At 52.8% G+C, this 26409-nt stretch carries 22 protein-coding genes and 1 tRNA gene; 21 read left to right on the top strand and 2 right to left on the bottom strand.

Annotation, left to right across the window (positions count from 1 at the left end):
• Positions 1-2: 2 nt before the first annotated feature.
• From tuf to H142_RS0113560, 13 genes are all read left to right on the top strand, one after another.
• Positions 3-1178 (top strand): elongation factor Tu, encoded by a 1176-nt coding sequence (tuf, locus tag H142_RS0113620; RefSeq protein ID WP_017931334.1) that lies wholly within the window; start codon positions 3-5, stop codon positions 1176-1178.
• 29 nt (positions 1179-1207) lie between these two features.
• A tRNA-Trp gene (locus H142_RS0113615) sits at positions 1208-1283 on the top strand.
• A 115-nt stretch (positions 1284-1398) separates the two neighbouring features.
• Positions 1399-1659 (top strand): preprotein translocase subunit SecE, encoded by a 261-nt coding sequence (secE, locus tag H142_RS0113610; RefSeq protein WP_017932707.1) that lies wholly within the window; start codon positions 1399-1401, stop codon positions 1657-1659.
• A gap of 9 nt (positions 1660-1668) precedes the next feature.
• A complete protein-coding gene (gene nusG / locus H142_RS0113605; RefSeq protein ID WP_017932706.1) occupies positions 1669-2205 on the top strand; it encodes a transcription termination/antitermination protein NusG in 537 nt (178 codons plus the stop codon).
• Positions 2206-2304: 99 nt separating this feature from the next.
• Positions 2305-2736, top strand: coding sequence for a 50S ribosomal protein L11 (rplK, locus tag H142_RS0113600; RefSeq protein WP_017932705.1), 432 nt, complete (start codon positions 2305-2307; stop codon positions 2734-2736).
• A 2-nt stretch (positions 2737-2738) separates the two neighbouring features.
• Entirely contained in the window at positions 2739-3437 is a 699-nt protein-coding gene (gene rplA / locus H142_RS0113595; RefSeq protein ID WP_017932704.1) for a 50S ribosomal protein L1, read from the top strand.
• 264 nt (positions 3438-3701) lie between these two features.
• Positions 3702-4217, top strand: a complete 516-nt coding sequence (gene rplJ / locus H142_RS0113590) for a 50S ribosomal protein L10 (RefSeq protein ID WP_017932703.1) — start codon at positions 3702-3704, stop codon at positions 4215-4217.
• A gap of 66 nt (positions 4218-4283) precedes the next feature.
• A complete protein-coding gene (gene rplL / locus H142_RS0113585; protein ID WP_017932702.1) occupies positions 4284-4649 on the top strand; it encodes a 50S ribosomal protein L7/L12 in 366 nt (121 codons plus the stop codon).
• A 150-nt stretch (positions 4650-4799) separates the two neighbouring features.
• The gene (rpoB, locus tag H142_RS0113580; protein ID WP_017932701.1) at positions 4800-8876 is read left to right on the top strand and encodes a DNA-directed RNA polymerase subunit beta; all 4077 of its coding nucleotides are present in this window, start codon (positions 4800-4802) and stop codon (positions 8874-8876) included.
• A 94-nt stretch (positions 8877-8970) separates the two neighbouring features.
• Complete coding sequence (gene rpoC / locus H142_RS0113575; protein WP_017932700.1) at positions 8971-13155, top strand: DNA-directed RNA polymerase subunit beta'; 4185 nt, start codon at positions 8971-8973, stop codon at positions 13153-13155.
• A 148-nt stretch (positions 13156-13303) separates the two neighbouring features.
• Positions 13304-13672 carry a BlaI/MecI/CopY family transcriptional regulator gene (locus H142_RS0113570; protein ID WP_017932699.1) on the top strand — a complete coding sequence of 123 codons (369 nt, stop codon included), beginning with the start codon at positions 13304-13306 and terminating at the stop codon, positions 13670-13672.
• Positions 13669-15192, top strand: coding sequence for a M56 family metallopeptidase (locus H142_RS0113565; RefSeq protein WP_017932698.1), 1524 nt, complete (start codon positions 13669-13671; stop codon positions 15190-15192). Before H142_RS0113570 ends, H142_RS0113565 begins: the two co-directional genes overlap by 4 nt.
• A gap of 176 nt (positions 15193-15368) precedes the next feature.
• The gene (locus H142_RS0113560) at positions 15369-15830 is read left to right on the top strand and encodes a hypothetical protein (RefSeq protein ID WP_017932697.1); all 462 of its coding nucleotides are present in this window, start codon (positions 15369-15371) and stop codon (positions 15828-15830) included.
• 6 nt (positions 15831-15836) lie between these two features.
• Here the strand turns inward: H142_RS0113560 and H142_RS0113555 are convergent, their stop codons facing one another.
• Positions 15837-16169 carry a chorismate mutase gene (locus tag H142_RS0113555; RefSeq protein WP_033315372.1) on the bottom strand — a complete coding sequence of 111 codons (333 nt, stop codon included), beginning with the start codon at positions 16167-16169 and terminating at the stop codon, positions 15837-15839.
• A gap of 145 nt (positions 16170-16314) precedes the next feature.
• Between H142_RS0113555 and H142_RS15910 the strand changes: the two genes are divergently transcribed.
• The 7 genes from H142_RS15910 to H142_RS15905 all read left to right on the top strand — a co-directional run bounded on the left by H142_RS15910 (position 16315) and on the right by H142_RS15905 (position 25569).
• A complete protein-coding gene (locus H142_RS15910; protein WP_017932694.1) occupies positions 16315-17793 on the top strand; it encodes a Do family serine endopeptidase in 1479 nt (492 codons plus the stop codon).
• 21 nt (positions 17794-17814) lie between these two features.
• Positions 17815-18843 carry an ATP-binding protein gene (locus H142_RS0113540; RefSeq protein ID WP_017932693.1) on the top strand — a complete coding sequence of 343 codons (1029 nt, stop codon included), beginning with the start codon at positions 17815-17817 and terminating at the stop codon, positions 18841-18843.
• A gap of 123 nt (positions 18844-18966) precedes the next feature.
• On the top strand, positions 18967-19758 hold the full coding sequence (phoU, locus tag H142_RS0113535) for a phosphate signaling complex protein PhoU (RefSeq protein ID WP_017932692.1): 792 nt from the start codon (positions 18967-18969) through the stop codon (positions 19756-19758).
• 4 nt (positions 19759-19762) lie between these two features.
• On the top strand, positions 19763-20452 hold the full coding sequence (phoB, locus tag H142_RS0113530; protein ID WP_017932691.1) for a phosphate regulon transcriptional regulator PhoB: 690 nt from the start codon (positions 19763-19765) through the stop codon (positions 20450-20452).
• 40 nt (positions 20453-20492) lie between these two features.
• Positions 20493-21794 carry a replication-associated recombination protein A gene (locus tag H142_RS0113525; RefSeq protein ID WP_017932690.1) on the top strand — a complete coding sequence of 434 codons (1302 nt, stop codon included), beginning with the start codon at positions 20493-20495 and terminating at the stop codon, positions 21792-21794.
• Between the two features lie 45 nt (positions 21795-21839).
• Positions 21840-24065 (top strand): RNA degradosome polyphosphate kinase, encoded by a 2226-nt coding sequence (locus H142_RS0113520; RefSeq protein WP_017932689.1) that lies wholly within the window; start codon positions 21840-21842, stop codon positions 24063-24065.
• Positions 24043-25569: a Ppx/GppA family phosphatase gene (locus H142_RS15905; RefSeq protein WP_017932688.1), complete on the top strand. Its 1527-nt coding sequence runs from the start codon at positions 24043-24045 to the stop codon at positions 25567-25569. Before H142_RS0113520 ends, H142_RS15905 begins: the two co-directional genes overlap by 23 nt.
• 21 nt (positions 25570-25590) lie before the next feature.
• Here the strand turns inward: H142_RS15905 and H142_RS0113510 are convergent, their stop codons facing one another.
• Positions 25591-25863, bottom strand: coding sequence for a 4a-hydroxytetrahydrobiopterin dehydratase (locus H142_RS0113510; RefSeq protein ID WP_017932687.1), 273 nt, complete (start codon positions 25861-25863; stop codon positions 25591-25593).
• A 111-nt stretch (positions 25864-25974) separates the two neighbouring features.
• Between H142_RS0113510 and H142_RS16565 the strand changes: the two genes are divergently transcribed.
• Positions 25975-26370, top strand: coding sequence for a VanZ family protein (locus H142_RS16565; RefSeq protein WP_017932686.1), 396 nt, complete (start codon positions 25975-25977; stop codon positions 26368-26370).
• The last annotated feature ends 39 nt before the right edge of the window (positions 26371-26409 follow it).

The following is a 26409-nucleotide window of genomic DNA, read 5'->3' as shown; positions in this document are numbered from 1 at the left end:
AAATGGCAAAAGAAAAATTCCAACGCGACAAGCCGCACGCCAATGTTGGCACGATTGGCCACGTTGACCACGGTAAGACGACGCTGACGGCGGCGATCACGAAGTATTTCGGTGATTTCAAGGATTATGACCAGATTGACGGCGCGCCTGAAGAGCGTGCGCGCGGTATCACCATCTCTACGGCTCACGTTGAGTATGAGACGGAAAACCGTCATTATGCTCACGTCGACTGCCCCGGACATGCTGATTATGTGAAAAACATGATCACAGGCGCGGCGCAAATGGATGGCGGCATTTTGGTTGTCAACGCTGCGGACGGCCCGATGCCGCAAACGCGCGAACATATCCTTTTGGCCCGTCAGGTCGGCGTTCCGGCTTTGGTGGTTTACCTCAACAAGGTTGACCAGGTTGATGATGAAGAGCTTTTGGAGCTGGTTGAGATGGAAGTGCGCGAGCTGCTGTCCTCTTACGATTACCCTGGCGATGATATTCCGATTATTCCGGGCTCCGCTTTGGCGGCGCTGAACGGCACCGATCCCGAGATTGGCGAGAACTCCATTCGCGCTTTGATGAAGGCTGTTGATGAGTATATTCCCCAGCCTGAGCGCGCGATTGACCAGCCCTTCTTGCTACCGATCGAAGATGTATTCTCCATCTCAGGCCGCGGTACGGTTGTCACCGGGCGTGTTGAGCGCGGGATTGTCAAAGTGGGCGACGAGATTGAAATCGTCGGTATCCGCGATACGCAGAAAACGACCTGTACGGGCGTTGAAATGTTCCGCAAGCTTTTGGACTCCGGTCAGGCCGGCGACAATATCGGCGCGCTGATCCGTGGTGTTGACCGCGAAAATGTTGAGCGTGGCCAAGTGCTGTGTAAGCCGGGCAGCGTAACGCCGCATAAGAAGTTTGTGGGTGAGGCTTATGTCCTGACCAAAGACGAAGGCGGCCGTCATACGCCGTTCTTCAACAATTACCGTCCGCAGTTTTACTTCCGTACGACTGATGTGACCGGTGTTGTGACATTGAACGAAGGCACGGAAATGGTTATGCCGGGCGACAACGTCAATATTAATGTCGAACTGATCGTCCCGATCGCGATGGAAGAGAAGCTGCGCTTCGCTATCCGTGAAGGCGGACGCACCGTCGGCGCCGGCGTCGTGTCAAAAATTATTGAGTAGGTTTATGCGTCGCCTCTTGGGGTGACCGGAGAGGTGTAGCTCAGCTGGTAGAGCACTGGTCTCCAAAACCAGGTGTCGGGGGTTCGAGTCCCTCCTCCTCTGCCACTCAATAAAATAGACGGAAAAGTCTACACGCAGACGGCATACGCGCCGTCTGCGTTTTACAGTATCAGGCGACGCGTTCTTTGTGTATGCGGCGCCATTAAGAAGGAAATGCCGTATGGCCAAGGGACAAAAACCCTCTATCGGAGGCGGTACTAAAGCAAGTACGCGCCCGCCGGAAAAGGTCGGACCGGTCAAATTTGTTGCGCAAACGCGTCAAGAGGCGGCCAAGGTCACCTGGACGACGTGGAAAGAGACATGGACGACAACCATTATGGTTTTTATCGTTGTGGCTTTATTCGGGGCTTTCTTTCTACTCACAGACGGCGTGCTTTCCACGCTCACGAAATATGCGCTGACTTTCGGCGGCGCGCAGTAAGGGCAATTCATGGCAGCCAAATGGTATATCGTTCAGGCGCATTCTAATTTCGAGAAGCGCGTCAAAGAAAGTCTCGAGGCCGAGGCGGAGCGTAAGGGCTTGTCTGACAAGTTCGAAGAAATTCTCGTGCCGACAGAAACTGTCATTGAAGTGCGCCGTGGCCGTAAGGTTGAGAGCGAGCGCAAATTCTTTCCGGGCTATGTTCTGGTGAAGATGCAGTTGACGGACGATGTCTATCACTTGGTCAAAAATACACCGAAAGTCTCCGGCTTTCTGGGTAACGCCAACAAACCTATGCCGGTGAGCGAGGCTGAAGTAGCGCGCATTGTCGGCCAGATTCAAGAGGGCGTTGACCGTCCGCGCAGTACAATTATTTATGAAGTGGGCGAGACGGTTTCAGTTATCGACGGTCACTTCCAGAGCTTTAACGGCACCGTTGAAAGTGTCGATGAAGAAAGCGAGCGCCTTAAAGTGCTCATCAACATCTTTGGTCGGGGTACCCCGGTCGAATTGGAATATGCGCAGGTCAAAAAGGCCGAGACGTAAATTTCAAAACTGTGGGAGAGCCGGCTCAGTCCAGCCGTTTCGCACCACACCCCCTCACTGCCGACATGGGGTCGGCGGTATAATTAGGAGATAGGGATCATGGCAAAGAAGATTTCTGGCTATATCAAGCTGACTGTTCCGGCAGCCGCAGCGAACCCATCACCGCCTCTCGGCCCTGCATTGGGCCAGCGCGGTGTAAATATTATGGAATTCTGTAAGGCATTTAATGCCAAGACAGGCGAAATGGAAAAAGGCATGCCGATCCCGACCGTAATTACGGTCTTCGGTGATAAATCTTTCACATTCATCACAAAGACTCCTCCGGCCTCTTACTATCTGAAAAAGATGGCGAAAAAGGACAAAGGGTCTTCCGAGCCGTCCCGAATTGTTGGCGGAACTGTGACAACATCACAGTGCCGCGAAATCGGCGAGCTGAAAATGGTTGATCTGTCTGCAAATGATGCAGCGGCGGCCCAAAAGATCATTGAGGGCTCCGCGCGCTCAATGGGTTACGACGTGGTGGAGGGCTAGATATGGCTAAGCAAGGTAAACGTATGGCGGCTGCTCGCGGCTCCTACGAAAGAGAAACGCTGCATAGCGTTAAAGACGCTGTCGCTGCGGTTAAATCAAATGCCAAGGCCAAATTCGACGAGACTATCGAAATTGCCATCAATTTGGGTGTTGACCCGCGCCACGCTGACCAAATGGTTCGCGGCGTATGTAATCTTCCCCAAGGCACAGGCCGTACGCAACGCGTCGCTGTTTTCGCCAAAGATGCCAAGGCTGATGAAGCCCGCGCAGCCGGTGCAGACATTGTTGGTGCCGACGATCTGGTTGAGATGATTCAAAACGGTGACATGCCGTTTGATAAAGTTATCGCCACGCCGGACATGATGCCGCTCGTTGGCCGCGTCGCCCGCGTTCTTGGCCCCAAAGGTATGATGCCAAACCCTAAGGTTGGCACTGTGACGATGGATGTGACCAAGGCTGTTGAAGATGCCAAAGGCGGCGCTGTTCAGTTCCGCGTTGAAAAAACAGGGATCATCCACGCCGGTGTCGGTAAAGCCAGCTTTTCCGAAGCTGCGCTTGAAGAAAATGTTACCGCGTTTTTAAGAGCCATCCGTCAGGCCCGCCCAAGCGGCGCCAAAGGTGTGTTCATGAAACGCGTCACTCTGACCTCCACAATGGGTCCGGGTGTCAAGCTGGATCCGTCTTTCGAGGCGACCGCTTAAACAAGATTTGGGCCGGATACTTCCGGCCTGATAGCTGGCGATTTCGTCAGCGCCTGTCCGAGACCATTGGCGTCCTGACCCTTTAAGGGAACGGACTTAATTTTCGCCAGTGATAGACAGAGCAACAACCGGATTTGCCGCGCATGCGGCTGGTTTGGTTCGAGCCCTGGGACAGTCTAGCGCGCGCTTGATCTGGAAACGGGGCAAGCAAGCGTACCTTAGAGGATCTTCCATGGTGGAGGGTCTGTTACAAAGGAGACCGCAATGGATCGTAATGAAAAAGAAGTCCTGGTAGAAACGCTGAAAGGCGTATTTGCCGAGGCTGGATCCGTTGTCATGACTGAATATTCAGGCATGACAGTTGCGGAAATGACGGATTTACGTGCCAAGCTCCGTGAGCAAGGCGCGTCGATCCGGGTTATAAATAACCGATTGGCTAAAATCGCATTAAAGGGCACGCCTGCTGAAGGCGCGTCTGACATGCTCACCGGTCCCGTGGCTGTTGCCTGGGCCGAGGACATGATCTCTGCGCCGAAAGTCACCGTGAGTTTTGCCAAAGATAATGATCACTTCAATATCATTGGCGGTTTCATGGGTGAGGAAATCTTTGACGAAAACGGTATTCTGGAACTGTCCAAACTGCCGTCACGCGAAGAACTGATTGGCATGGTGGCATCACGTCTACTGGGTCAAGCTTCACAAATCGGGTCTCGTCTTAATGCTGTTGGTAGCGCACTTGTTGGCGCCATCAAGGTCATTGAAGAAAAGGCTGCGGCTTAATTGCTGTATGAATTTACGACACTCATTCTCGCAAAATCGAACTGAACCTAACTAAAGGAAACTAAAATGGCTGATGTAAAGAAGCTAGCTGATGAGCTGATGGGTTTAACCATTCTCGAAGCAAAAGAACTAAACGATATTCTTGAAGAAAACGGCATCAAAGCCGCAGCTGCTGTCGCAGTTGCCGGTCCTGCTGCCGCTGCTGAAGCTGCTGAAGAAAAAGACGAATTTGACGTCGTTCTGACGAGCTTTGGTGAGAAGAAAATCAACGTCATTAAAGAAGTCCGCGCGATTACAGGTCTTGGCCTGAAAGAAGCTAAAGACCTCGTTGAAGGCGCACCTAAAGCCGTCAAAGAAGGCGCAACGAAAGCTGAAGCTGAGGACATCAAGTCCAAGCTGGAAGCTGCCGGCGCGTCTGTCGAGCTTAAGTAAGCTGACGTTTCGGGCGTTCGGGAGATATTCCGAACGCCCACACTTTCCCGCAAGTTATAGCGAGGCTGGTCGGCCAGCTTAAACACCGACCAAATTTATCAGACCGCGCCAGTGCACAGGCGCTGGTCGCGCAAACCGAAGGTGTCCTTGATGTCTCTGACTTTCACTGGAAAAAAACGTATTCGCAAAAGTTTTGGCCGTATTCCCGAAGTGGTGAAAATGCCAAACCTGATTGAGGTTCAAAAACAATCTTACGAGATGTTTTTGCAAAAAGCTGTACCGCTCGCCGACCGCGGTGAAGACGGACTTAACGGCGTTTTCCGGTCAGTATTCCCGGTTCGCGATTTTTCTGATCGCGCCGTTTTAGAGTATGTCAGCTTTGTCTTTGAACCGCCGGCATTTGATGAAGAAGAGTGCCAGCAGCGCGATATTACATACGCGGCGCCGCTCAAAGTCAAAATGCGTCTGGTTGTGTTTGATGTCGATGACGATACGGGTGCAAAATCAGTCAAAGATATTAAAGAGCAAGACGTCTATATGGGCGACATTCCGCTGATGACGGAAAAAGGGACGTTTATTATTAACGGCACCGAGCGCGTGATTGTGTCTCAAATGCACCGCTCTCCGGGCGTTTTCTTTGATCATGATAACGGCAAGGGCCACAGTTCAGGCAAGTTCCTGTTCAGTGCGCGGATTATTCCGTATCGCGGCTCTTGGCTCGATTTCGAATTTGACGCCAAAGACATTTTATACGCGCGTATTGACCGCCGCCGCAAATTGCCGGCGACGACTGTGCTTTATGCGCTGGGCATGACCCGTGACGATATTCTTGAGCATTACTATGAGAAGATCGATTTCAAACGCGAGAAGAAACAGGGCGGCTGGACTGTTCCGTTTAACGCTGAAGATTACCGCGGCTCCAAGCTTGTTTACGATCTTGTCGACGCTTCAACCGGCGAAGTTGCTGCCCCTGCGGGCCGCAAGCTGACGAAACGCGGCGCGAAGAAACTGGCCGATGGCGGTCTGAAGCGCGTTCTTATCTCTGATGCAGCATTGGCTGAACGCTATGCTGCCGAAGATATGGTAAACACTGAAACTGGCGAGATCTACGCCGAAGCCGGTGATGAACTGAATATCGAAATCATTGAAGCCATTATTGAAGCCGGCATCGACGAGCTTTCAGTTCTTAACATCGACCATATTAATGTCGGGCCTTATATCCGTAACACATTGGTCGCGGATAAGAATGAAGCGCGCGATAACGCGCTTGTCGATATTTACCGCATCATGCGTCCGGGCGAGCCGCCAACGCCGGAGCAGGCCGAAGCCTTGTTTGAGAGCCTGTTCTTTGATCCTGAGCGTTATGACCTGTCAGATGTGGGCCGCGTGAAAATGAATATGCGTCTGAATATTGAATGTCCGGATGACGTCCGTATTTTGCGTAAAGAAGATCTACTGGCCGTGCTGGATACGCTGGTGAAACTTAAAGACGGTATTGGCCAAAAAGACGATATTGATAACCTTGGCAACCGCCGCGTGCGGTCTGTGGGTGAGCTTTTGCAAAATCAATATCGTATCGGTCTTTTGCGTATGGAGCGCGCCATTAAAGAGCGTATGTCCTCCGTCGATATTGAAACAGTCATGCCGCATGATCTGATCAATGCTAAACCGGCCGCCGCTGTTGTCCGTGAATTCTTCGGCTCATCGCAACTGTCACAATTTATGGATCAGACCAATCCTCTGTCCGAAATTACGCATAAGCGCCGCCTGTCTGCGCTTGGCCCCGGCGGCCTGACCCGTGAACGTGCCGGTTTTGAAGTGCGCGACGTGCATCCGACACATTATGGCCGTATCTGTCCGATTGAAACGCCCGAGGGGCCGAATATTGGTTTGATCAACTCACTGGCGACCCATGCGCGGATCAACAAATACGGCTTTATCGAAAGCCCGTACCGCCAGATTAAAAACGGTAAGCTGACAGATAAGGTTCAATACCTGTCCGCTATGGAAGAGGCCCGCTATAAAATTGCGCAGGCCAATGCCGAAATTACGGATAAAAACGAGCTGGCGACTGAATTTGTCACCTGCCGCGTTAATGGTGATGTGACACTTGTCGAGCGCGACGAGGTCGACTTCATCGATGTGTCGCCGAAACAGCTAGTCTCTGTTGCGGCTGCGCTCATCCCGTTCCTTGAAAATGATGACGCCAACCGCGCGCTGATGGGATCAAATATGATGCGTCAGGCTGTGCCTCTACTGAAGGCAGAAGCGCCTCTGGTCGGTACCGGCATGGAGAGCGTTGTTGCTAACGATTCCGGCGCGACGGTTGCCGCGAAACGTGAAGGTATTGTGGAGCAAGTGGACGCCACGCGGATTGTTATCCGCGCGACGAAAGAGTCCGACCTGACCCGATCCGGCGTTGATATTTATAACCTGCTGAAATTCCAGCGCTCTAACCAGTCGACCTGTATTAATCAGCGTCCATTGGTCAGAGTTGGCGATGAAGTTAAAGCCGGTGACGTTATTGCCGACGGCCCGTCTACCGATCTGGGCGAGCTGGCTCTGGGTAAAAATGTACTCGTCGCCTTTATGCCTTGGAACGGTTATAATTTCGAGGATTCCATCCTAATCTCAGAGCGCATTGTGCGCGATGATGTTTACACATCACTGCATTTGGAAGAATTCACCGTCATGTCCCGCGATACAAAGCTGGGGCCTGAAGAGATTACGCGCGACATCCCGAATGTCGGCGAAGAGCAGCTGTCCAATCTGGATGAAGCCGGTATCGTGGCCGTTGGCGCGGAAGTGCACGCGGGCGATATTCTGGTCGGCAAGGTCACGCCAAAAGGCGAGAGCCCGATGACGCCGGAAGAAAAACTGCTGCGCGCGATCTTTGGCGAGAAAGCCTCTGACGTACGCGATACCTCTTTGAAACTGCCGCCCGGAGCGTCCGGAACGGTTGTCGAAGTTCGCGTCTTTAACCGCCACGGCGTGGATAAAGACGAGCGCGCTATGCAGATTGAGCGTGAAGAGATTGAAAGTCTCGGCAAAGACCGTGATGATGAATTGTCTATTCTAGAGCGATCTATCTACAATAATCTCGAAGATGTTTTGATGAACAAAAACGCTGTCTCCGGACCGCGCGGCTTCAAAAAAGGCCCTGTCACGCTGGAAAATCTGACGGATATTCCACGTTCAGATTGGTGGCGCATCGGTGTTGACGATGAAAAGGCCATTGGCGAGATGGAAGCCCTTAAAGAGCAATATGACACGTCAAAAGCGCGTCTGGATGCTCGTTTTGAGGACAAAGTCGATAAATTGCAGCGCGGTGATGAACTTCCGCCGGGCGTGATGAAATCCGTTAAAGTCTTCGTGGCTGTGAAGCGTAAGCTACAGCCCGGTGATAAAATGGCGGGTCGTCACGGCAATAAAGGTGTGATTTCCAAAATTAACCCGATCGAAGATATGCCATATCTTGATGATGGCACGCCGGTCGATCTGGTTTTGAACCCTCTGGGCGTTCCGTCGCGAATGAATGTGGGACAAATTCTGGAAACGCATTTGGGCTGGGCCTGTGCCGGTATCGGTAAGATGATCGATGAGGCGCTGCAAACCTATCACGCCGAAGGATCAATGGAGCCGCTCAAGCTTGCGCTCAATAATGCGTATGAGGGCGGAGAACTGCCGCGTAAAAATTCCGAGCTGATTGAATTGGCCGGTAATCTTAAACGCGGTATGCCGATCGCAACGCCTGTCTTTGACGGCGCGGATGAAACCGACATTGTCCACATGCTTGAAAAAGCAGGCCTGACATCATCCGGTCAAGTGCGTTTGAACGACGGCCGTACAGGCGAGCCGTTCACACGTCCGGTCACAGTAGGCTATAAATACCTTCTGAAACTGCACCATTTGGTCGACGATAAAATCCATGCCCGTTCAATCGGTCCATACTCTCTGGTCACGCAGCAACCTCTGGGCGGTAAAGCCCAGTTCGGTGGTCAGCGCTTCGGTGAGATGGAAGTCTGGGCGCTTGAAGCTTATGGCGCGGCTTACACCTTGCAGGAAATGCTCACCGTCAAGTCGGATGACGTGGCGGGCCGGACGAAAGTCTATGAGTCTATCGTGCGCGGTGATGACGCCTTCGAAGCGGGTATTCCGGAGAGCTTTAACGTGCTGATCAAAGAGATCCGCTCGCTGGGCCTCAATATCGAACTTACTAACGGTTAAGGGCAGGGGGTCTCCCCCTCCCGGCCGCTTGCCCGTATATTCGGGCGATTTGAATTTTTCGGAGCGTTTTGCTCCACACTAAGAGGAAAAAGTTATGAACCAAGAGGTCATGAACATTTTCAATCCTGCGCAAGAAGGCCCGACCTTTGACCGCATTAAAATTTCTCTGGCATCGCCCGAGAAGATCCATAGCTGGTCTTTCGGTGAGATCCGCAAGCCGGAGACCATAAATTACCGTACGTTCAAGCCTGAAAAAGACGGCCTGTTCTGCGCGCGTATCTTTGGCCCGACCAAAGATTATGAATGTTTGTGCGGCAAATATAAGCGGATGAAATATAAGGGCGTCGTCTGCGAAAAATGCGGCGTTGAAGTGACAGTGACGCGCGTTCGCCGTGAACGTATGGGCCATATCGAACTGGCCGCGCCTGTCGCCCATATCTGGTTTCTAAAATCGCTTCCGTCGCGCATTTCGACCATGCTGAACATGACGCTCAAAGAAGTTGAGCGCGTTCTGTATTTCGAGTCCTATATCGTGACGGAGCCCGGCCTGACCTCTATGGCTGAGCGTCAGATCCTGTCCGAAGAAGAATATGTCGACGCCCAGGCTGAATTTGGCGAAGACAGCTTTACTGCCGGTATCGGCGCGGAAGCTGTTCGCGAAATGCTGATGAACCTTGATCTTGAGGCCGAGATTGAGCGCACACGGTTTGACATGACCGAAACAGGCTCAGAGCTGAAGCTAAAAAAGTTCTCCAAGCGTCTGAAATTGCTGGAATCTTTCCTGACATCAGGCAACCGTCCCGAGTGGATGATCCTGACTGTTGTTCCGGTTATACCGCCGGAATTGCGTCCTCTTGTGCCGCTGGATGGCGGCCGTTTCGCGACCTCTGATCTGAACGATCTGTACCGCCGCGTGATTAACCGTAATAACCGTTTGAAACGTCTGATTGAGCTGCGCGCGCCCGATATTATCGTGCGTAACGAAAAACGCATGTTGCAAGAATCTGTTGATGCTTTGTTTGACAATGGCCGTCGTGGCCGCGTGATTACAGGCGCTAATAAGCGTCCGCTGAAATCTATGTCCGATATGCTTAAAGGTAAGCAGGGCCGCTTCCGTCAGAATCTGCTCGGTAAGCGCGTCGACTATTCCGGACGTTCCGTTATCGTGGTTGGCCCTGAGCTTAAACTGCATCAATGCGGTCTGCCTAAGAAAATGGCGCTCGAGCTGTTCAAACCGTTTATTTATGCACGCCTTGACGCCAAAGGTCTCTCAGGCACTGTTAAACAGTCTAAGAAAATGGTTGAAAAACAGCGTCCTGAAGTGTGGGATATCCTCGACGAGGTTATCCGTGAACATCCGGTTTTGCTTAACCGCGCGCCGACGCTTCACAGGCTTGGCATCCAGGCGTTCGAACCCGTGCTAACCGAAGGTAAAGCGATCCAGCTTCACCCGCTCGTCTGCGCGGCGTTTAACGCTGACTTTGACGGTGACCAAATGGCGGTTCACGTTCCTCTGTCTATCGAAGCGCAGCTCGAAGCCCGCGTTTTGATGATGTCGACGAACAACATCCTGTCACCGGCCAATGGCAAGCCGATTATTGTCCCGTCACAGGATATTATTTTGGGTCTGTATTACATGTCCATTATGGGCGAAGGCGAAAAAGGCGAAGGCCGCATGATTGCGGATATGGCCGAGCTGGAAGCCGCTATGGATGGCGGACATATCAATATCCATACTAAGATTATTGCCCGCTTTAACGTTACTGCCGAGGACGGCACCATCACGCGCGAGGCTGCTGAAACGACAGCGGGACGTATGATGATTGCGGAATATTTGCCTGATCATCATGAGGTTCCGTATAGCCTAGTCAATAAAGTGCTGACGAAAAAGGCCATCGGTAATTTGATTGACGTGGTGTATCGCCACGCCGGACAGAAGGCGACAGTGATTTTCGCTGATAAAATTATGGGCCTCGGGTTCAAACAGGCGGCGAAAGCCGGTATTTCTTTCGGTAAGGATGACATGATCATCCCGGCCGAGAAGAAAATCCTGGTCGACGAAACCTCGGCATTGGTGAATGACTTTGAACAGCAATATGCTGACGGTCTGATTACCAAAGGCGAGAAATATAACAAAGTTGTCGACGCTTGGTCAAAATGTACGGATAAAGTGGCTGACGCTATGATGGCCGAAGCCGCGCGTCCGCGTAAATTGATCAATTCTGTCTTTATGATGGCCGATTCCGGCGCGCGGGGTTCCAAAAACCAGATGAAGCAGCTTGCGGGTATGCGCGGTCTTATGGCCAAGCCGTCCGGTGAGATTATCGAAACGCCGATTACCGCTAACTTTAAAGAGGGCCTGTCGGTTCTGGATTACTTTAACTCGACCCATGGGGCCCGTAAGGGTCTGGCTGATACGGCTTTGAAAACCGCGAACTCCGGTTATCTGACACGCCGTCTCGTCGATGTGGCGCAGGATTGTATTGTTAATGAACAGGATTGCGGCACGGTCGAGGGCATCACGCTTAAGCCTGTTGTTGACGGCGGTGAAGTTCAGGTTAGCCTTGGCGAACGTATGCTGGGCCGTTCTTGTGCAGAAGACATTCTTGACCCGCGCACCGGCGATATGATTGCTCCGGCCAACACCTATATCGAAGAAATATTGATGGCTCAGATTGATGAGTCCGGTTTGCAGGATGCGCGCGTGCGCAGTCCTCTGACCTGCGAAACCCGTAACGGCATTTGTGCGACCTGTTATGGCCGCGATCTGGCCCGTGGGACGAAGGTCAATATGGGAGAAGCTGTCGGTGTTATCGCAGCGCAGTCTATTGGTGAGCCGGGTACGCAGCTAACTATGCGGACGTTCCATATTGGCGGTACGGCCTCGGTTTCTGATAAATCTGTTGTCGAGTCCTCCAATGAAGGCACGATCGAATATGTTGACGGCAATGTCGTAAAAGACGAGCGCGGCATTTACGTTGTGCTGGGCCGTAACATGACTATTCGTGTTGTCGACGGTGACGGCAAAGAGCTGGAATCACATAAAGTGTCCTATGGCTATCGCGTCACGCCGAAAGACGGCACTAAGATTAAACGCGGTGACCGGATTGCGGAATGGGATCCCTATGCCACGCCGATTATCACGGAAGTGGCCGGCGAAATTAACCTACTCGATATCGTCGAAGGCGTGTCTGCCAAAGATGAGACCGATGAGGAAACCGGCATTTCATCCAAGCGTATCATTGACTGGCGCGGTAGCTCCAAAGGCGGCGGTTTGCAGCCTCTGGCCGTCGTTCAGGACAAAAATGGCGAGCCTGTGAAACTGGCGACCGGAAATGTGGCTAACTATATGCTGGCCGTTGGCGCGGTTCTGTCTGTCAATGCCGGCGACAAAGTCAAGCCGGGCGACGTCATTGCACGTATCCCGAAAGGCGGCGCAACACAGCGCGACATTACTGGTGGTTTGCCGCGTGTTGCCGAGCTGTTCGAAGCACGCCGTCCGAAAGACGATGCCGTGATTGCCGATATTGACGGTACGGTCGAATTTACGCGTGATTATAAAAATAAGCGCCGCGTTCGCCTTAATCCTGTCGACGAGAATGTCGAAGCGACCGAATATTTGATTGCCAAAGGTAAGCATATGGCGGTTCAAGAAGGTGATATGGTTCGCAAAGGCGACTATCTGATTGATGGTAATCCTGCGCCGCATGATATTTTGGAGATCATGGGTATTGAGGCTCTGGCCCAATATCTGGTCGACGAAGTTCAGGGCGTTTACCGTCTGCAAGGCGTGCCGATTAACGACAAGCACATTGAGACAATTGTTCGCCAGATGCTTCAAAAAGTCGAAGTCATTGATCCGGGCGAAACTTCGCTTCTACGCGGTGAACAGCTTGATAAGATCGAGTTTGAAAATACCAATCAAGCTCTGCTGGAGCGTGACAAGAATAAGCGTCCGGCGACGGCTAAGCCTATTCTGCTTGGTATTACCAAGGCGTCACTGCAAACCCGCAGCTTTATCTCTGCGGCGTCATTCCAGGAAACCACCCGCGTTCTGACCGAAGCGTCAGTACAGGGTAAGGAAGACATGTTGGAAGGCCTGAAAGAGAACGTTATCGTGGGCCGTCTCATCCCGGCGGGTACAGGCGCAAATCTGCGTAAGTACCAGAAACTGGCCAATGAGCGTGACACGAAACTTATCGATGAACGCCGCGCTGAAGCGCAAGCGGGTCTCGAAGAGTTCCCGGCAGAGATCGCGGATGAAGCCCCTGCGGCGTAGTCACAGCGACATTGTAAAAAGTTTAGACCCTCCGGCATCGCCGGGGGGTTTTTTGTTGGGGCGACACCTCTCCAAATCTTCATATTTTATATATTGACTACAAGCGTAATCGCTCTTAACGACTACATATGTAATCAATGAGAATTTTATGACACTGCCTAATATATCAGAAGCCGAAATGCATGTGATGGATGTGCTGTGGCGCGAACATCCGCTGGCTGCGGCCGATATTGCGCAGCGTTTGGATGCCCAGGACTGGAGCCAACGCACGGTCAAAACCTTGCTGTCGAGACTGGTCGAAAAGGGCGCTGTCGGGACAAAGCCGCAAGGTCGCCGTTTTTTATATAGCCCAGCCGTCGAGCGCGGCACTGTGACGGGCCGCGCTACGCGGCATTTAGCTGACCGATTATTTGGCGGCCGCGCCGCGCCGCTCGTCGCGCATTTAGCCGAAGGCAAAGGGCTGAGCGATGACGATATTGCAGAGCTTGAAGCGCTCATAGCGGAGCTGAAATCATGACCGGGCAGGCTTTTTCAAATTTCGCATCTGATCTGTTTTGGAGCGCAGGAACGATTGCGGATTGGGCGGTGCAAACGGGATTGGCGGTAACGGGGTTATGTCTCTTTATCTTGATTATTCGCCGCCCATTTGCCCGCCTCTTTGGCGCGCGCGCCGCCTATATGCTCTGGGCGTTACCTATATTGCGTCTGTTTCTACCATCTATCGCCGTGCCGTGGCTCGGTGGTGAGAGTGCCGCGCCGCAAGTAGCTGTGAGCGGTATTTCGCCGCCAGTCGTGCAATACGAACAAATTATAGCGCCGGCGGTATCCCTAGACTGGACAGCAATAATGTTGGCGCTCTGGCTGTTCGGCGCGGCGCTTTGGGTGACAGGCCAGGCCATTCGCCAAATCCTGTATTTGCGCCATATCAAATCCAGCTCCGTAGATCCAAGCGATGCGGTAGGCGATAAAATGCGGCGAATTGCAAGCCGGATCGGCGTTAAAGGCTCCGTTCGCGTGCGTATGATGACGGGGCAAGGGCCCTGTATAACGGGGCTATTTAGACCTATCATTATCCTGCCGCGCGATTTTGAAACCCGTCTGTCAGTTGATCAACAAAACCTAACCCTTTTGCACGAGCTAATGCATGTGCGCCGTCATGATTTGCCGGCTCAAACCGCCGTTATAACCCTGACTGCGCTGGGGTGGTTTAACCCCGTCATCCATATGGCGGCGCGCGCGTTTCGCGCTGATCAGGAAGCAGCCTGCGATGCTTCGCTTCTACCTTATATTGACGGCGAAACTCCGGCGCGTCGATACGCGCAGACTTTGCTGCATATGGCAACGCATACTGCGCCGGGCTCCCCCGTTCCGAAGTCAGGACATAAGAGACGCTTCACCGCCGAGCCCGCGCTTGGTCTTACGTTAACCCACCCTTTAAAGGACAGACTCATGATGCTTAAATCTTCACCAAAACACCGCCGTACCGGCACAGCTCTCGCGGCACTCTTACTTGCAGGCGGCGCGCTACTCTCCGCCCCCTATGTGGCCTCTGCAGATCCGGAAGACGGCATGGCCGGCGCGGGCAAGCATAAAGACGTCCAGAAAACAAAATCCGTGATTCGGATCATGTCGGATGATAACGGCAAAAAGGTTGATAAGATTCTGACTGTCGAAGTCAATGACGGCGAAGTCGAAGCGTGGGAGACCGACAAAGTCACAGGCCAGAAGCGTAAGATTAATCTGGAAGATCTTGAAAGCTATGACGTCAAAGTCATGCAGGGGCAGGGCTATGCGTTAAAAATGGGTGACGACGAAGAATGGATTATCTCTGACCACATGGATCGCCCTATGCCGCCCCACGCCGGCATGCATCCGCCTATGCCGCCGAATATGAGCGTCCAGGCCCGTATTAAGGCCGCTCAAGCCATAATTAGTGAGATGCAGCTTGACGATGATAACCTATCCCCACAGGCCACACGTAGTCTCGCCGCCGCCCGCAAAGCCTTGGCCAAAGCTCGGGCAGAGCTGGACGAATAATTAGGGTTTGATTTAAAATCTCCCGTCCGTGACCCCAAATCATGGCGGAATATAATGAACGCGCTCGCCCGTAGCGCGTCCATTTTACGTTCAGAATCCATATGCTAGACGCTGCGCAACAATATTGCAGCGTAATGTGTGATGCTTATGCTTCGCAATGAAGGACGGCCAGATTTATGGAGACGATTATGCGGGCAGCACGGATTACAGCACTAATGGCGGCATTTGTGCTACCAATTTTTGGATCTGCTACCGCCACCGCGCAGGATGTCAGTCCGACGCTTCTTATCGAAACATCGCCGTCCGATATCCCGAATTACCGCCGCATGGTGCATGTAAAATATCTTGAAGGTAACCGCGTGGCGCGCAGTTTTGTCGCCTATAACCGCACAGAATTTAAACGTGTCGATCAACAGCTTGGGCAGGATATTATAGAGAGCTGCACGAGCGGCGCAGTCACACCGTTGTCGGAAATTCAAACCTTTGCACGCGACGAAGCTTTGCGCGCCAAATCCGGCCAAGCGCCGCAAACGCGCTATTTCTGTATCAAAAATATTCCGAATTGGTCAAACCAGAACCGCGATCGTTATTTGGATCCGATATTTGAAACCCTGCCTTACAGCGTACAGGCCTTTTAAAAGCGGTTATGCGCCGCGCAATGCGTCGAATTTAGCAAATTCAAAATCAATGCAGCGCGCGATAAGTTCGCGCCAGACCGGCTCTGCAATATTAGGAGACAGCCCCGCTTTTTGGGCTTCGGACACCACTTTGGCCACGACATCCTCGATGCGTTCACCGTCATAGACAGCGTCGCGCGAACCCTTAATCCGGGCGGCGGCGCTCATATAGGCCTGACGGCGCACAAGCAGCGCGACAATCTCGCGATCCAGCGCGTCAACGCCTTCGCGGACCTCGCTCATGGTTTGGCATTGTTCACCCGTAAGCGGGCCGGAATCGGATTTTGTCATAGGCTGCATCTTCATGAAGGTGACATAGGGACTATGGGCGGATTGCGCAACGCCGCGTCGCACGACGCCTATGCGCGCGACCCTAACCACTTTTTCACGAAATATTCTGCCGCTTTGCCTTTTTTAAGTCTCTCCCCGCGCCTAGATATAGACCATGACATATAAAACAGATACCAGGCGCGGGCGCGCAGAGCTGCCTAAATCGAAACTTACAGCTTTGAAAGCCGGCCTTGCCGCGCTTCTGCTTGGCGGGGCAGCCATTAGCGCTCCCATAATTACGGCGCAAATCGGTTTGCCTGAAATTCCGCAGACCGAACTTGAAACGCGCAGCGTGCCGCAAACTGCGCTGGATATGCGTATGAGTTTTGCGCCGCTGGTCAAATTGACGGCGCCCGCTGTGGTCAGCGTGCAAAGCACGCGCCGTGTGCGCGACAGTCCGATGATGAGCTTTGGCGGCGGATGGATCATGCGCGGCGTCCCGCGCGAGCGTATGGAGCGCTCTCTGGGCTCCGGCGTCATTGTACGCAGTCAGGGCGTTATCGTGACCAATGCCCATGTTGTGCAGGGCGCGCAGGAATTGACGATACAGCTCTCTGACCGCCGTGAATACAAGGCCAAACTTATTGCTAAGGATGACAAGCTGGATATTGCCGTTTTGCAAATGGATACCGAAGGCCAGACCTTGCCGTTTCTTAACATAAGCGGTGATCGCAATCTGGAAGTCGGTGATATCGTGCTGGCCATAGGGAACCCTTTTGGCGTTGGACAAACCGTCACCAGCGGCATTATTTCAGCCAAGGGCCGCACCACTGTTTCGGATTTTTCATCCTTTATACAGACTGACGCCGCAATTAATCCCGGAAATTCGGGCGGCGCACTAATCGATATGAGCGGCGAACTTGTCGGCGTAAATACGGCTATTTTATCCAAAGGCGGCGGCTCTAACGGTGTCGGCCTCGCCATTCCGGCGGAACTGGTCAGCCGCGCAGTCAAAAGCGCTCTGGCGGACGGTGTCATTGCACGGCCGTGGCTGGGCGCACGCACGCAGGCTGTCAGCAGTGAAATGGCGCAGGCTATGGGTCTGGATCGTCCCCGCGGCGCAATTATCGGAGAGGTTTACCCCGGCGGTCCGGCGGATCAATCGGGCTTGACCAAAGGCGATGTGGTGCTGTCAATCGGCGGCACAGATGTCAATGACGATAGCGGTATCGCTTTTAAAATGGCCACGCTGGAGCCGGATAGCCGCTCTAACATACGCATCTGGTCAGAGGGCAAGGAGCAAACCAAACGCCTGCGCATTACGCTGCCGACCGAAACACCGAGCCGCGCAGAGGTATTTATCGATGATGACAGCCCGTTTGCCGGAATAACGGCCGTTAATATGTCTCCCAAACTGGCTGAGGAAATCGGCTTTGACCCCTTTATTCGCGGCGTCGTGATTACAGATATTGCATCGCGCAGCCCCGCAGCCCGCCGGTTCAGACCCGGCGATATCATGCTGTCGGTTAATGAGCAGACGATTAAAACCACTGACGATCTGGCTGATATAGTAGAAGGCGCGGAGACGCGGGATATGTGGACTGTCGAAGTTGACCGTGGCGGGCGCATACGGCAAGGCACTATACGCTTTTAAATTCTTTTAGCCGGGGGACATATGCCGAGTTTTGTGGATGCTATGCCCTATCCGGCATTGCTGCTGGCGTCGAATTTACGCATTATTGAGGCTAATTCTGCAGCACAGACACTCTTTGGCCGTAAGCTTACGGATGTCTACCTTATCCGGATTATAAGGCATCCTGAAGTGCTGTCTTTGGTGAATTTATCTATCAAAGAGCGTAAAATGAAAATGCTGGAAACGTCCCTGACGTTTCAGACGCAGCGCGTGTTTCAAATTACCGCCGCGCCTGTCGGCGACAAATTAAAAAGCCGCTGTTTGTTAACATTTGTGGATGTGTCCGCAGAATTAGAAGCTGAGCGCGCCAGAAGTACATTTGTGGCCAATGTCAGTCATGAACTGCGCTCGCCCCTAACATCGGTGATCGGAATGGTCGAAACGCTGCGCGGACCGGCGCGCTATGACGAAGCCGCGCGGGAGCGGTTTTTGGAGTTAATGGACGGGGAAACACAGCGCATGTCGCGCATAGTGCAGGACTTGCTGTCCTTATCGAAGTTCGAAGCTCAGGAACATATCGTTCCTAGCGATTCAGTAGATCTCCTCAGCATAATAAAGCAAGTAGAATCCGCGCTGGCTGCTGCCGATGTGGATTATCCCGGCCGGGTGCGTATCACATGTCACGACACGGTTCCCGAAGTGCGCGGTGACGCGGATTTGCTGACGGAAGTGTTTCAAAATATCATTGAAAACGCACTGCGTTACACGCCGCCGGGAAGTTATGTTGATGTTGATATCCGTCAAACACCGTCCGAAGGCGAGGGCTTGCTGGATGGTGTCCGAATCACAGTTCATGATTATGGCGAAGGCATTGAGTCCAAACATATACCGCGTCTGACGGAGCGGTTTTACCGTGTCGATAAAGGACGCTCGCGTGAAATGGGCGGGACAGGTCTGGGTCTTGCGATCGCCAAACATATCATTAACCGACACCGCGGACGTCTGGTGATTAACAGTAAAATGGGCAAAGGCACGACAATGACAGTCCATCTGATGCCGTTTACGGCTTAATAACCTCATGCATTGAGTTTACGCCTCCAGTGTCATAAAACTTTCATAAAACTGTCACACGGCTTTTCTGAAAAGCTCTGATATGATTCATCTTAATATCGCATAGCGTAAGATGGATATAAGATGACAGATGAAACAGACCCTTTATCGGATCCTCAAAAAGAGGGGGATGTGGAGAAACCGATGACAGCCACACATATCGTATCCTCATTTGATGATGATCTGAACAAGGTTGAATCCTTAGTGATCGAAATGGGCGGATTGGTCGAGTATCAATTATCTAACGCCATTTCTGCCATGATGAAATCAGATGTCGAGCTGGCCTCCAAAGTGATTGGCGGCGATGGTCAGATTAACGCCCTGGAGGCCGAAATTAATGCGCTGGCGATCCGCGTTCTGGCGCTGAGGCAGCCGGTTGCGCAGGATTTGCGCAGCATGGTCATGACGCTTAAAATCGCCAGTCATCTGGAACGCATGGGGGATTATGCCAAAAATATTGCCCGCCGCGCGAATACGATTACGCGCAGTAACAGCTTTTACGGCTCACTCTCGACTCTAACGCGTATGGCTGATTTGGTTGAAAATCATATTAAACTTGCCCTAGATGCCTATATCAACCGTGATGCCGAGGCCGCAGAGCTCGTGCGCACCGAAGATGAAAAAGTGGATTTGCTTCATAATTCGCTGTTTCGCGAGCTTCTCACCTATATGATGGAAGACCCGTCACATATCGGCGCGTCTATGCATCTTTTGTTTATCGCAAAAAATATTGAGCGTATGGGCGATCACGCCGTCAGCATAGCGCAGGAGGTGATCTTTCTTGTGACCGGAAGCTGGCCCGAAGATAAACGTCCCAAAGGGGATAAAACCAGCCGTATGATTTTTACCGCCGAAGAGCTGGAAGAGATGAAATAAGATTATGTCAGGCTCATCTACTGTTCTGATCGTCGAAGACGAGAGCGCGCAGGCGCAGGTCTTGACCTATAATCTCGAGGCCGCGGGGTACAGTGTGCTTTACGCTGAGTGCGGCGAGGACGGGATCCAGCAAGCGCGGCTCCATCGTCCCGATCTGATCGTTCTGGACTGGATGCTGCCGGATATGTCCGGCATCGACGTCTGCCGGACGCTAAAGACCGATGTCGATACACGCGACATTCCCATTATGATGCTCACCGCGCGCGGCAGTGAGGATGACAAAATTCGCGGTCTTACGGTAGGGGCTGATGACTATGTCACCAAGCCTTATTCAAACCGCGAGTTGATTGCCCGTATTAATGCCAATATGCGCCGCTACGGCTTGGGTACGGAGGCGCTGTCGTATGCGGGTATAGAGATGAATACCGAAACTCACCGCGTGAGCCGCGATGGTGATATTATCAAGCTCGGCCCGACGGAATTTAAACTTCTGCGCACACTTCTAAGCCGCCCTAAAAAGGTCTATAGCCGCGCGCAACTTCTTGATCATGTCTGGGGAATGGATATCCATATCGACGAGCGTACGGTTGATGTCCATATGGGCCGGCTGCGCCGCGCGATTAACACGGACGGCAAGCCCGATCTGGTGCGCACTATTCGCGGCGCTGGTTATGCGCTGGATAAAGACGCTTAACCCCCTTTCGCCGCAACGCTGATAGCGTCATAAGCGCATTATGAGTGACCTTTTTGCCGCTTCAAATCTCTCCGATGACGCGCCGCGTCCGCTGGCTGACCGCTTGCGGCCTGCCGTTATGTCTGAGGTTATCGGTCAAGACCATTTGCTCAGCGATACTGCGCCTTTGGGCCGTATGCTGGCCAGCGGTCGGCTCAGTTCTTTCGTATTATGGGGTCCGCCCGGAGTTGGTAAAACGACTATTGCAAGACTGCTTGCCGACCACGCGGATCTTGAATTCGTGCAAATCAGCGCGGTGTTCTCCGGGGTAGCCGATCTGCGCAAAGTGTTCGCGGCTGCGCGCGCGCGCCGCGATGAAGGTCGCGGCACATTACTGTTCGTTGACGAGATTCACCGTTTTAACCGCGCGCAGCAGGACAGCTTTCTGCCATTTGTCGAAGAGGGCGTGGTCACGCTTGTGGGCGCGACAACGGAAAATCCAAGCTTCGAGCTAAACGGCGCGCTGCTCTCGCGGATGCAGGTCTTTGTCTTAAACCGCCTGTCCAGTGACGCCATTGATGATCTGCTCGCGCGGGCGGAAAGCCTGATGGATCGGGCTTTACCGCTCACAGATGATGGCCGCAAAGTTTTGATTGCGATGGCGGACGGCGATGGCCGATTCGCTCTGGGTCTGGCTGAGACCTTATATGAACAGGCGGCGGACGGACAGATGCTGGACGGCAAAGCTCTGCCGGAGTTTTTACAAAAACGCGCGCCCGCTTATGACAAGACCCGCGACGAGCATTATAATCTCATTTCTGCGCTTCATAAATCCATTCGCGGCTCTGACCCCGATGCAGCGCTATATTGGCTGGCCCGCATGCTGACGGGCGGCGAAGACCCGCTCTATGTTGCGCGGCGTCTGGTGCGCCAGGCGAGCGAAGATATTGGCCTTGCCGATCCGGCGGCGCTGATGATCGCGGGTGAGGCTGTGCGCAGCTACCGCCTGCTCGGCTCCCCCGAAGGCGAGCTGGCCATTGCGCACTGCGTTGTTCATCTGGCCAGCGCGCCTAAATCCAACGCTGTTTATACCGCCTTTAAGTCCGCTATGGCGAAAGCCGGACAGACAGGGTCGCTACCGCCGCCAGCCCATATTTTAAACGCGCCGACAACGATGATGAAAGAGCTGGGTTATGGCAAAGGCTATAATTATGATCATGACGCGCCGGACGGGTTTTCCGGCCAGAACTATTTCCCTGACGACATGCCGCGTGAAGTGTTTTACCGCCCTAAAAACGCCGGACGCGAAGCCGCTGTGAAAGAGCGTCTCACCCGCTGGGCACAATTGCGCGACAGCCGGTGAATACGCCGTCTTGCGGGCGGCGTGGCGCCCTGTCATAAGGTGGCTATGGGAACGCTCGACAAAGATATTGAAATTGATCCGGACAGCAATCGCCGGTTTTTTAACCGCGAATTGTCGTGGCTTAAATTTAACGACCGCGTACTTGAAGAAGCGGAGAACCCAAAAAATCCGCTTTTGGAACGGCTGCGGTTTTTATCTATATCCGCCTCTAATCTGGACGAATTTTACATGGTCCGTGTCGCCGGCCTGTCCAGTCAGGTGCGAAACGGTATCACCACGCCCAGCCAGGACGGCTATACGCCGGAGCGTCAGCTGGAAAAAATCCGCAAGCGCGCGATGAAGCTGATGATCGGGCAGCGCAAATGCTGGGAAGACCTCCGCAAGCTGATGAGCGATGAAGGCTTGAAGGTCAAAACCGTCGAGCAATTATCGAAAAGCGAGATGGCGGATTTAACGCGTATTTATGAAGCGCAGGTCAAGCCGCTCCTCACGCCGATCACGCTGGATCCGGCGCATCCTTTTCCATTCATTCCCAATCTTGGTTTTGGTTTATTGGTTTCATTTTCCACGCAAAGGCAGGCTGAAGACCGCCGTGCGCTTATTCCGATACCGTCTAATGTGCCGCGTTTTGTTCAGATATATAAATCCTCTAATGGCCGTAAAGCGACATTTGTCGCGCTTGAGGATGTGCTTGCCGCATTTGCCAATGATTTCTTTCCGAAAAGCACGATGAAAGGTCAGGGCCTGTTTCGCGTGACGCGCGATAGCGATATTGAGGTGGACGAAAAGGCCGAAGATCTTGTCCTTCATTTTGAGAGCTTGATTAAAGAGCGCCGCCGCGGCCGTGTTGTCCGCTTGCGCGTTAATGAGACCATGCCCGCCACGCTTAAATCCTATTTATTTGACAGTCTGCAGGCGAGTGATAACGAGGTTTACGAACTTGATGGCCTAATGGGCATGAGCGGTCTGTCACAGCTTATCGTCAAAACCCGGCCCGACTTGCTCTTTGGCCGCTTTACGGCCCGTTTCCCCGAGCGCATTCGCGAGCATGACGGCGACTGTTTTGCTGCGATTAAGCAAAAAGACATTCTGGTCCATCATCCTTATGAGGAATTTGATGTAGTCGTGCAGTTCCTACGACAAGCCGCTTTAGATCCCGATGTCGTGGCGATTAAACAGACCCTTTACCGCACATCTGATGACAGCCCGATTGTCGCGGCGCTAATTGACGCGGCCGAGCGCGGCAAGGCGGTCACGGCTCTGGTTGAGCTTAAAGCGCGTTTCGACGAGGCAACGAATTTGAAATGGGCGCGCGATCTGGAGCGGGCCGGGGCGCATGTGGTCTACGGATTTATTGATTACAAAACCCACGCGAAAATCTCTCTGGTCATTCGCCGGGAAGGTAAAAAGCTGCAAACTTACGCCCATTTGGGCACAGGAAATTATCACGCCCAAAACGCCAAAATCTATACCGATCTCGCGCTCTTTACGGCTGATCCCGCCTATGGCCGCGATGTCGGGAAAGTGTTTAATTTTATTACCAGCTATAATGATCCGCAAAATATGGAGAAGATTGCTGTTGCGCCCGCTACTCTTCGTCCCGAACTTGAAGCGCGAATCCGCACAGAAATAGATAATGCGAAAGACGGAAAGCCCGCTGCCATTTGGGCGAAGCTCAACGCGCTTGTCGATGTCGGGATTATCGATCTGTTATACGAAGCGTCAGGCGCGGGCGTGCAAATTGATCTGGTTGTCCGCGGCATATGCTGTCTGCGCCCGGGGGTGAAAGGGCTGTCGGAGAATATCCGGGTCACGTCTATTGTCGGGCGGTTTTTAGAACATGCCCGCATAATGTGTTTTGGCAATGGAGCAAAATTGCCCAGCGCCAAAGCCGTCGTCTATTTCAGTTCTGCTGACTGGATGCCGCGCAATTTGAACCGCCGCGTCGAGACCTTGGTGCGGGTGGAAAATTCTACTGTGCGGCGACAAATTATGAACCAGATTATGGTCGCCAATCTATCGGACGAAACCAATAGTTGGGAGCTCCAAGCCGATGGGACTTATCAGCGCCGCGATATCGAAGATGTCGATGAGCCGTTCTCAGCCCATGCTTATTTCATGAACAACCCCTCGCTATCGGGCCGCGGCAAAGCGCTCAAATATACTGCGCCGGGTCAGCCTATACGCAAGGGTAAAAAACGCGGGGCCATGTTCAATGATAATAAACCTATAGAAAAAACGGATCCAGATGACACGCGCTCTGCCGGATGACGAGACTCGCCGCGTCGGCGTTATTGATATTGGATCAAACTCTGTGCGCTTTGTTGCTTATGAAATTTATGGCGTCGCGACGACGCCCGTATTCAACGAAAAACTGCTCGCGGGTCTGGGCCGCAATATTGGCCGCACCGGACAGCTTTATCCTGATGGCGTCGCGCGTTCTGTCAAAGCGCTGGCGCGATTTAAGGCCTTGGCCGAAGCGCAGGGCTTAAATAAAATTTTGGTCGTCGCGACCGCTGCTGTACGTGAGGCCAGCGATGGTCCTGCCTTTGTGCGGCGCGTTAAAACAGAAACAGGGATAAAAATCCGTGTATTGAGCGGCGAAGAAGAAGCTTATTTTTCTGCATTGGGTGTCATTAATGGCGACCGGCGCAGCGCGGGCGTTGTCGCTGATCTGGGCGGCGCCAGTTTGGAGCTCATCCGGATTAAGGATCAGGCCGCCAGTGATGGCCGCACATTTGCTCTGGGTCCTTTTGCGGCGCTGGACGATCCCGCCAAACCTATGGCTGCGCGGTCACTTGTGCGTAAACGACTTGCCGATGCCAAAGACCATTATGATGTGCGTGGCGGACAACTTTATCTTGTCGGCGGTGCATGGCGGCGTTTGGCGCAGATTCATAATGAACGTAAAGGCTATCCTTTGCGCATATTGCAAAGCTTCGAAATGCGCTCGCAGGAAGCCACGGCACTGGGCAAATGGGCAAGTGAAGAGGCGGCAAGCGATCTTTTAAACTGGCCGGGAATTTCTGATCGGCGCGCTGAAACCCTGCCCTATGCGGGTCTGGTCATGGTCGAACTCATCCGGGCTTTAAAGCCTGATACTGTGGTCTTTTCATCCTCCGGTCTGCGCGAAGGCCTTCTCTATGACAGCTTGACGGCCAAAGTGAAAAAGCGCGTGCCGCTGCATGACGCCTGCGCGCATTTAGCGGCAGGCAATCAACAGGGACGCGATTTCGGCCCCGGTTTGTTCCAATGGCTCAAAGCTATAGCCCCGCATTTACCGGGGTGTTTTGATGAAGAAAATGAGACGCGCCTGCGCCGCGCCGCCTGTGATTTGGTCGGCATTGGCAAAGGCCTGCACCCTGACCATCGCGCGGATTTGGTGTTTGAGGATGTGCTCTACGCGCCGCTGGCCGGACTGAACCATAAAGAGCGCGCCTATCTGGCACTGATGCTATACGGCTCTTTTACCGGTCGTGACAGCACGCCCAATGATGCCGCAATACATTATCACCTCATGGCGCGTGAACGCCAATATGCCCGCATATGGGGCGCTGCTATGCGGGCGGGTTCTGTCATTGCCGGACGCACGCCCGGCATTTTAAAATATTTCAAATTGTCATTTGATGAGGGTTCAGTCCACCTTAAGGTCAAGCGCGGTCATGAAGAACTGCTGAACCGCAAAGCCATATTACGATTGCAGAAAATGACATCTTTGGCCGGATATAGTCTTAAAACCAATTGGGTGGCTGCAGGACAGGACGAATCGGATTAATCTGAGAAATAATTTCAGATATTAATCCGAAATTTTGTTCATCAGTTCAGCGAGTTTGATGTCTTTCTCCGTCACGCCGCCGGCATCGTGGGTCGTCAGAGTGACATCGACACGGTTATAGACATTAAACCATTCGGGGTGGTGGTTCATTTTTTCGGCATGAATGGCAATTTGCGTCATAAAGCCGAAGGCACTGACGAAGTCTTCAAATTTGAAGATGCGGGTGATAAAATCATCTCCGCCTGTCCATCCATCCAAATCATTTACAACAGTTTTGGGGTCTAACGTTTTCATATTCTCTCCTCAGGCTAATGATTTTGCCATAATTTCACCATCTGTTTACCATAGGCTCAAATCTGTCTAGTCATAGGGTGAATTAATGTGCGTCTCGCACATAAAAATAAAATGAGTTACGTCATCGCACAAAAACGATTTAAAATGCAGGCCGGGCAGGCTATACAATATGTCTTCAGGGTTGCAGCTATTTTAGCGGCGATCTGTGTGACATATGCATCGCTTCGTCCAGCTGTATCCATGCCCAGTGTGACCCATTTTGACAAACTCATGCATCTTATGGCTTATACAGTACTGGGGGGATTATTTATGCTAGGCTGGAGAGCATCAGGCTGGCAAAAGGTTGCCGCAGCAGTGGTCGCGCTGGGTATTATTATTGAGATTACGCAGGGCGTTATGGGGGCAGGCCGGACAGGATCTCTATTGGATGCGCTGGCCAATACGGCCGGCGTGGCCATCGGAGTTACGGCGGCTTTGACGCTGCTTCGGGTCGTAAAACAGGACTGATATAAATTGCAGAGGGGCAGTCATGGGACGCTGTCGTAT

This window comes from Robiginitomaculum antarcticum DSM 21748 (genome assembly GCF_000365025.1).
Classification (GTDB): domain Bacteria; phylum Pseudomonadota; class Alphaproteobacteria; order Caulobacterales; family Maricaulaceae; genus Robiginitomaculum; species Robiginitomaculum antarcticum.
The sequence above is the reverse complement of the archived record's forward strand: the minus strand, read 5'-3'. Positions and strand labels throughout refer to the sequence as shown.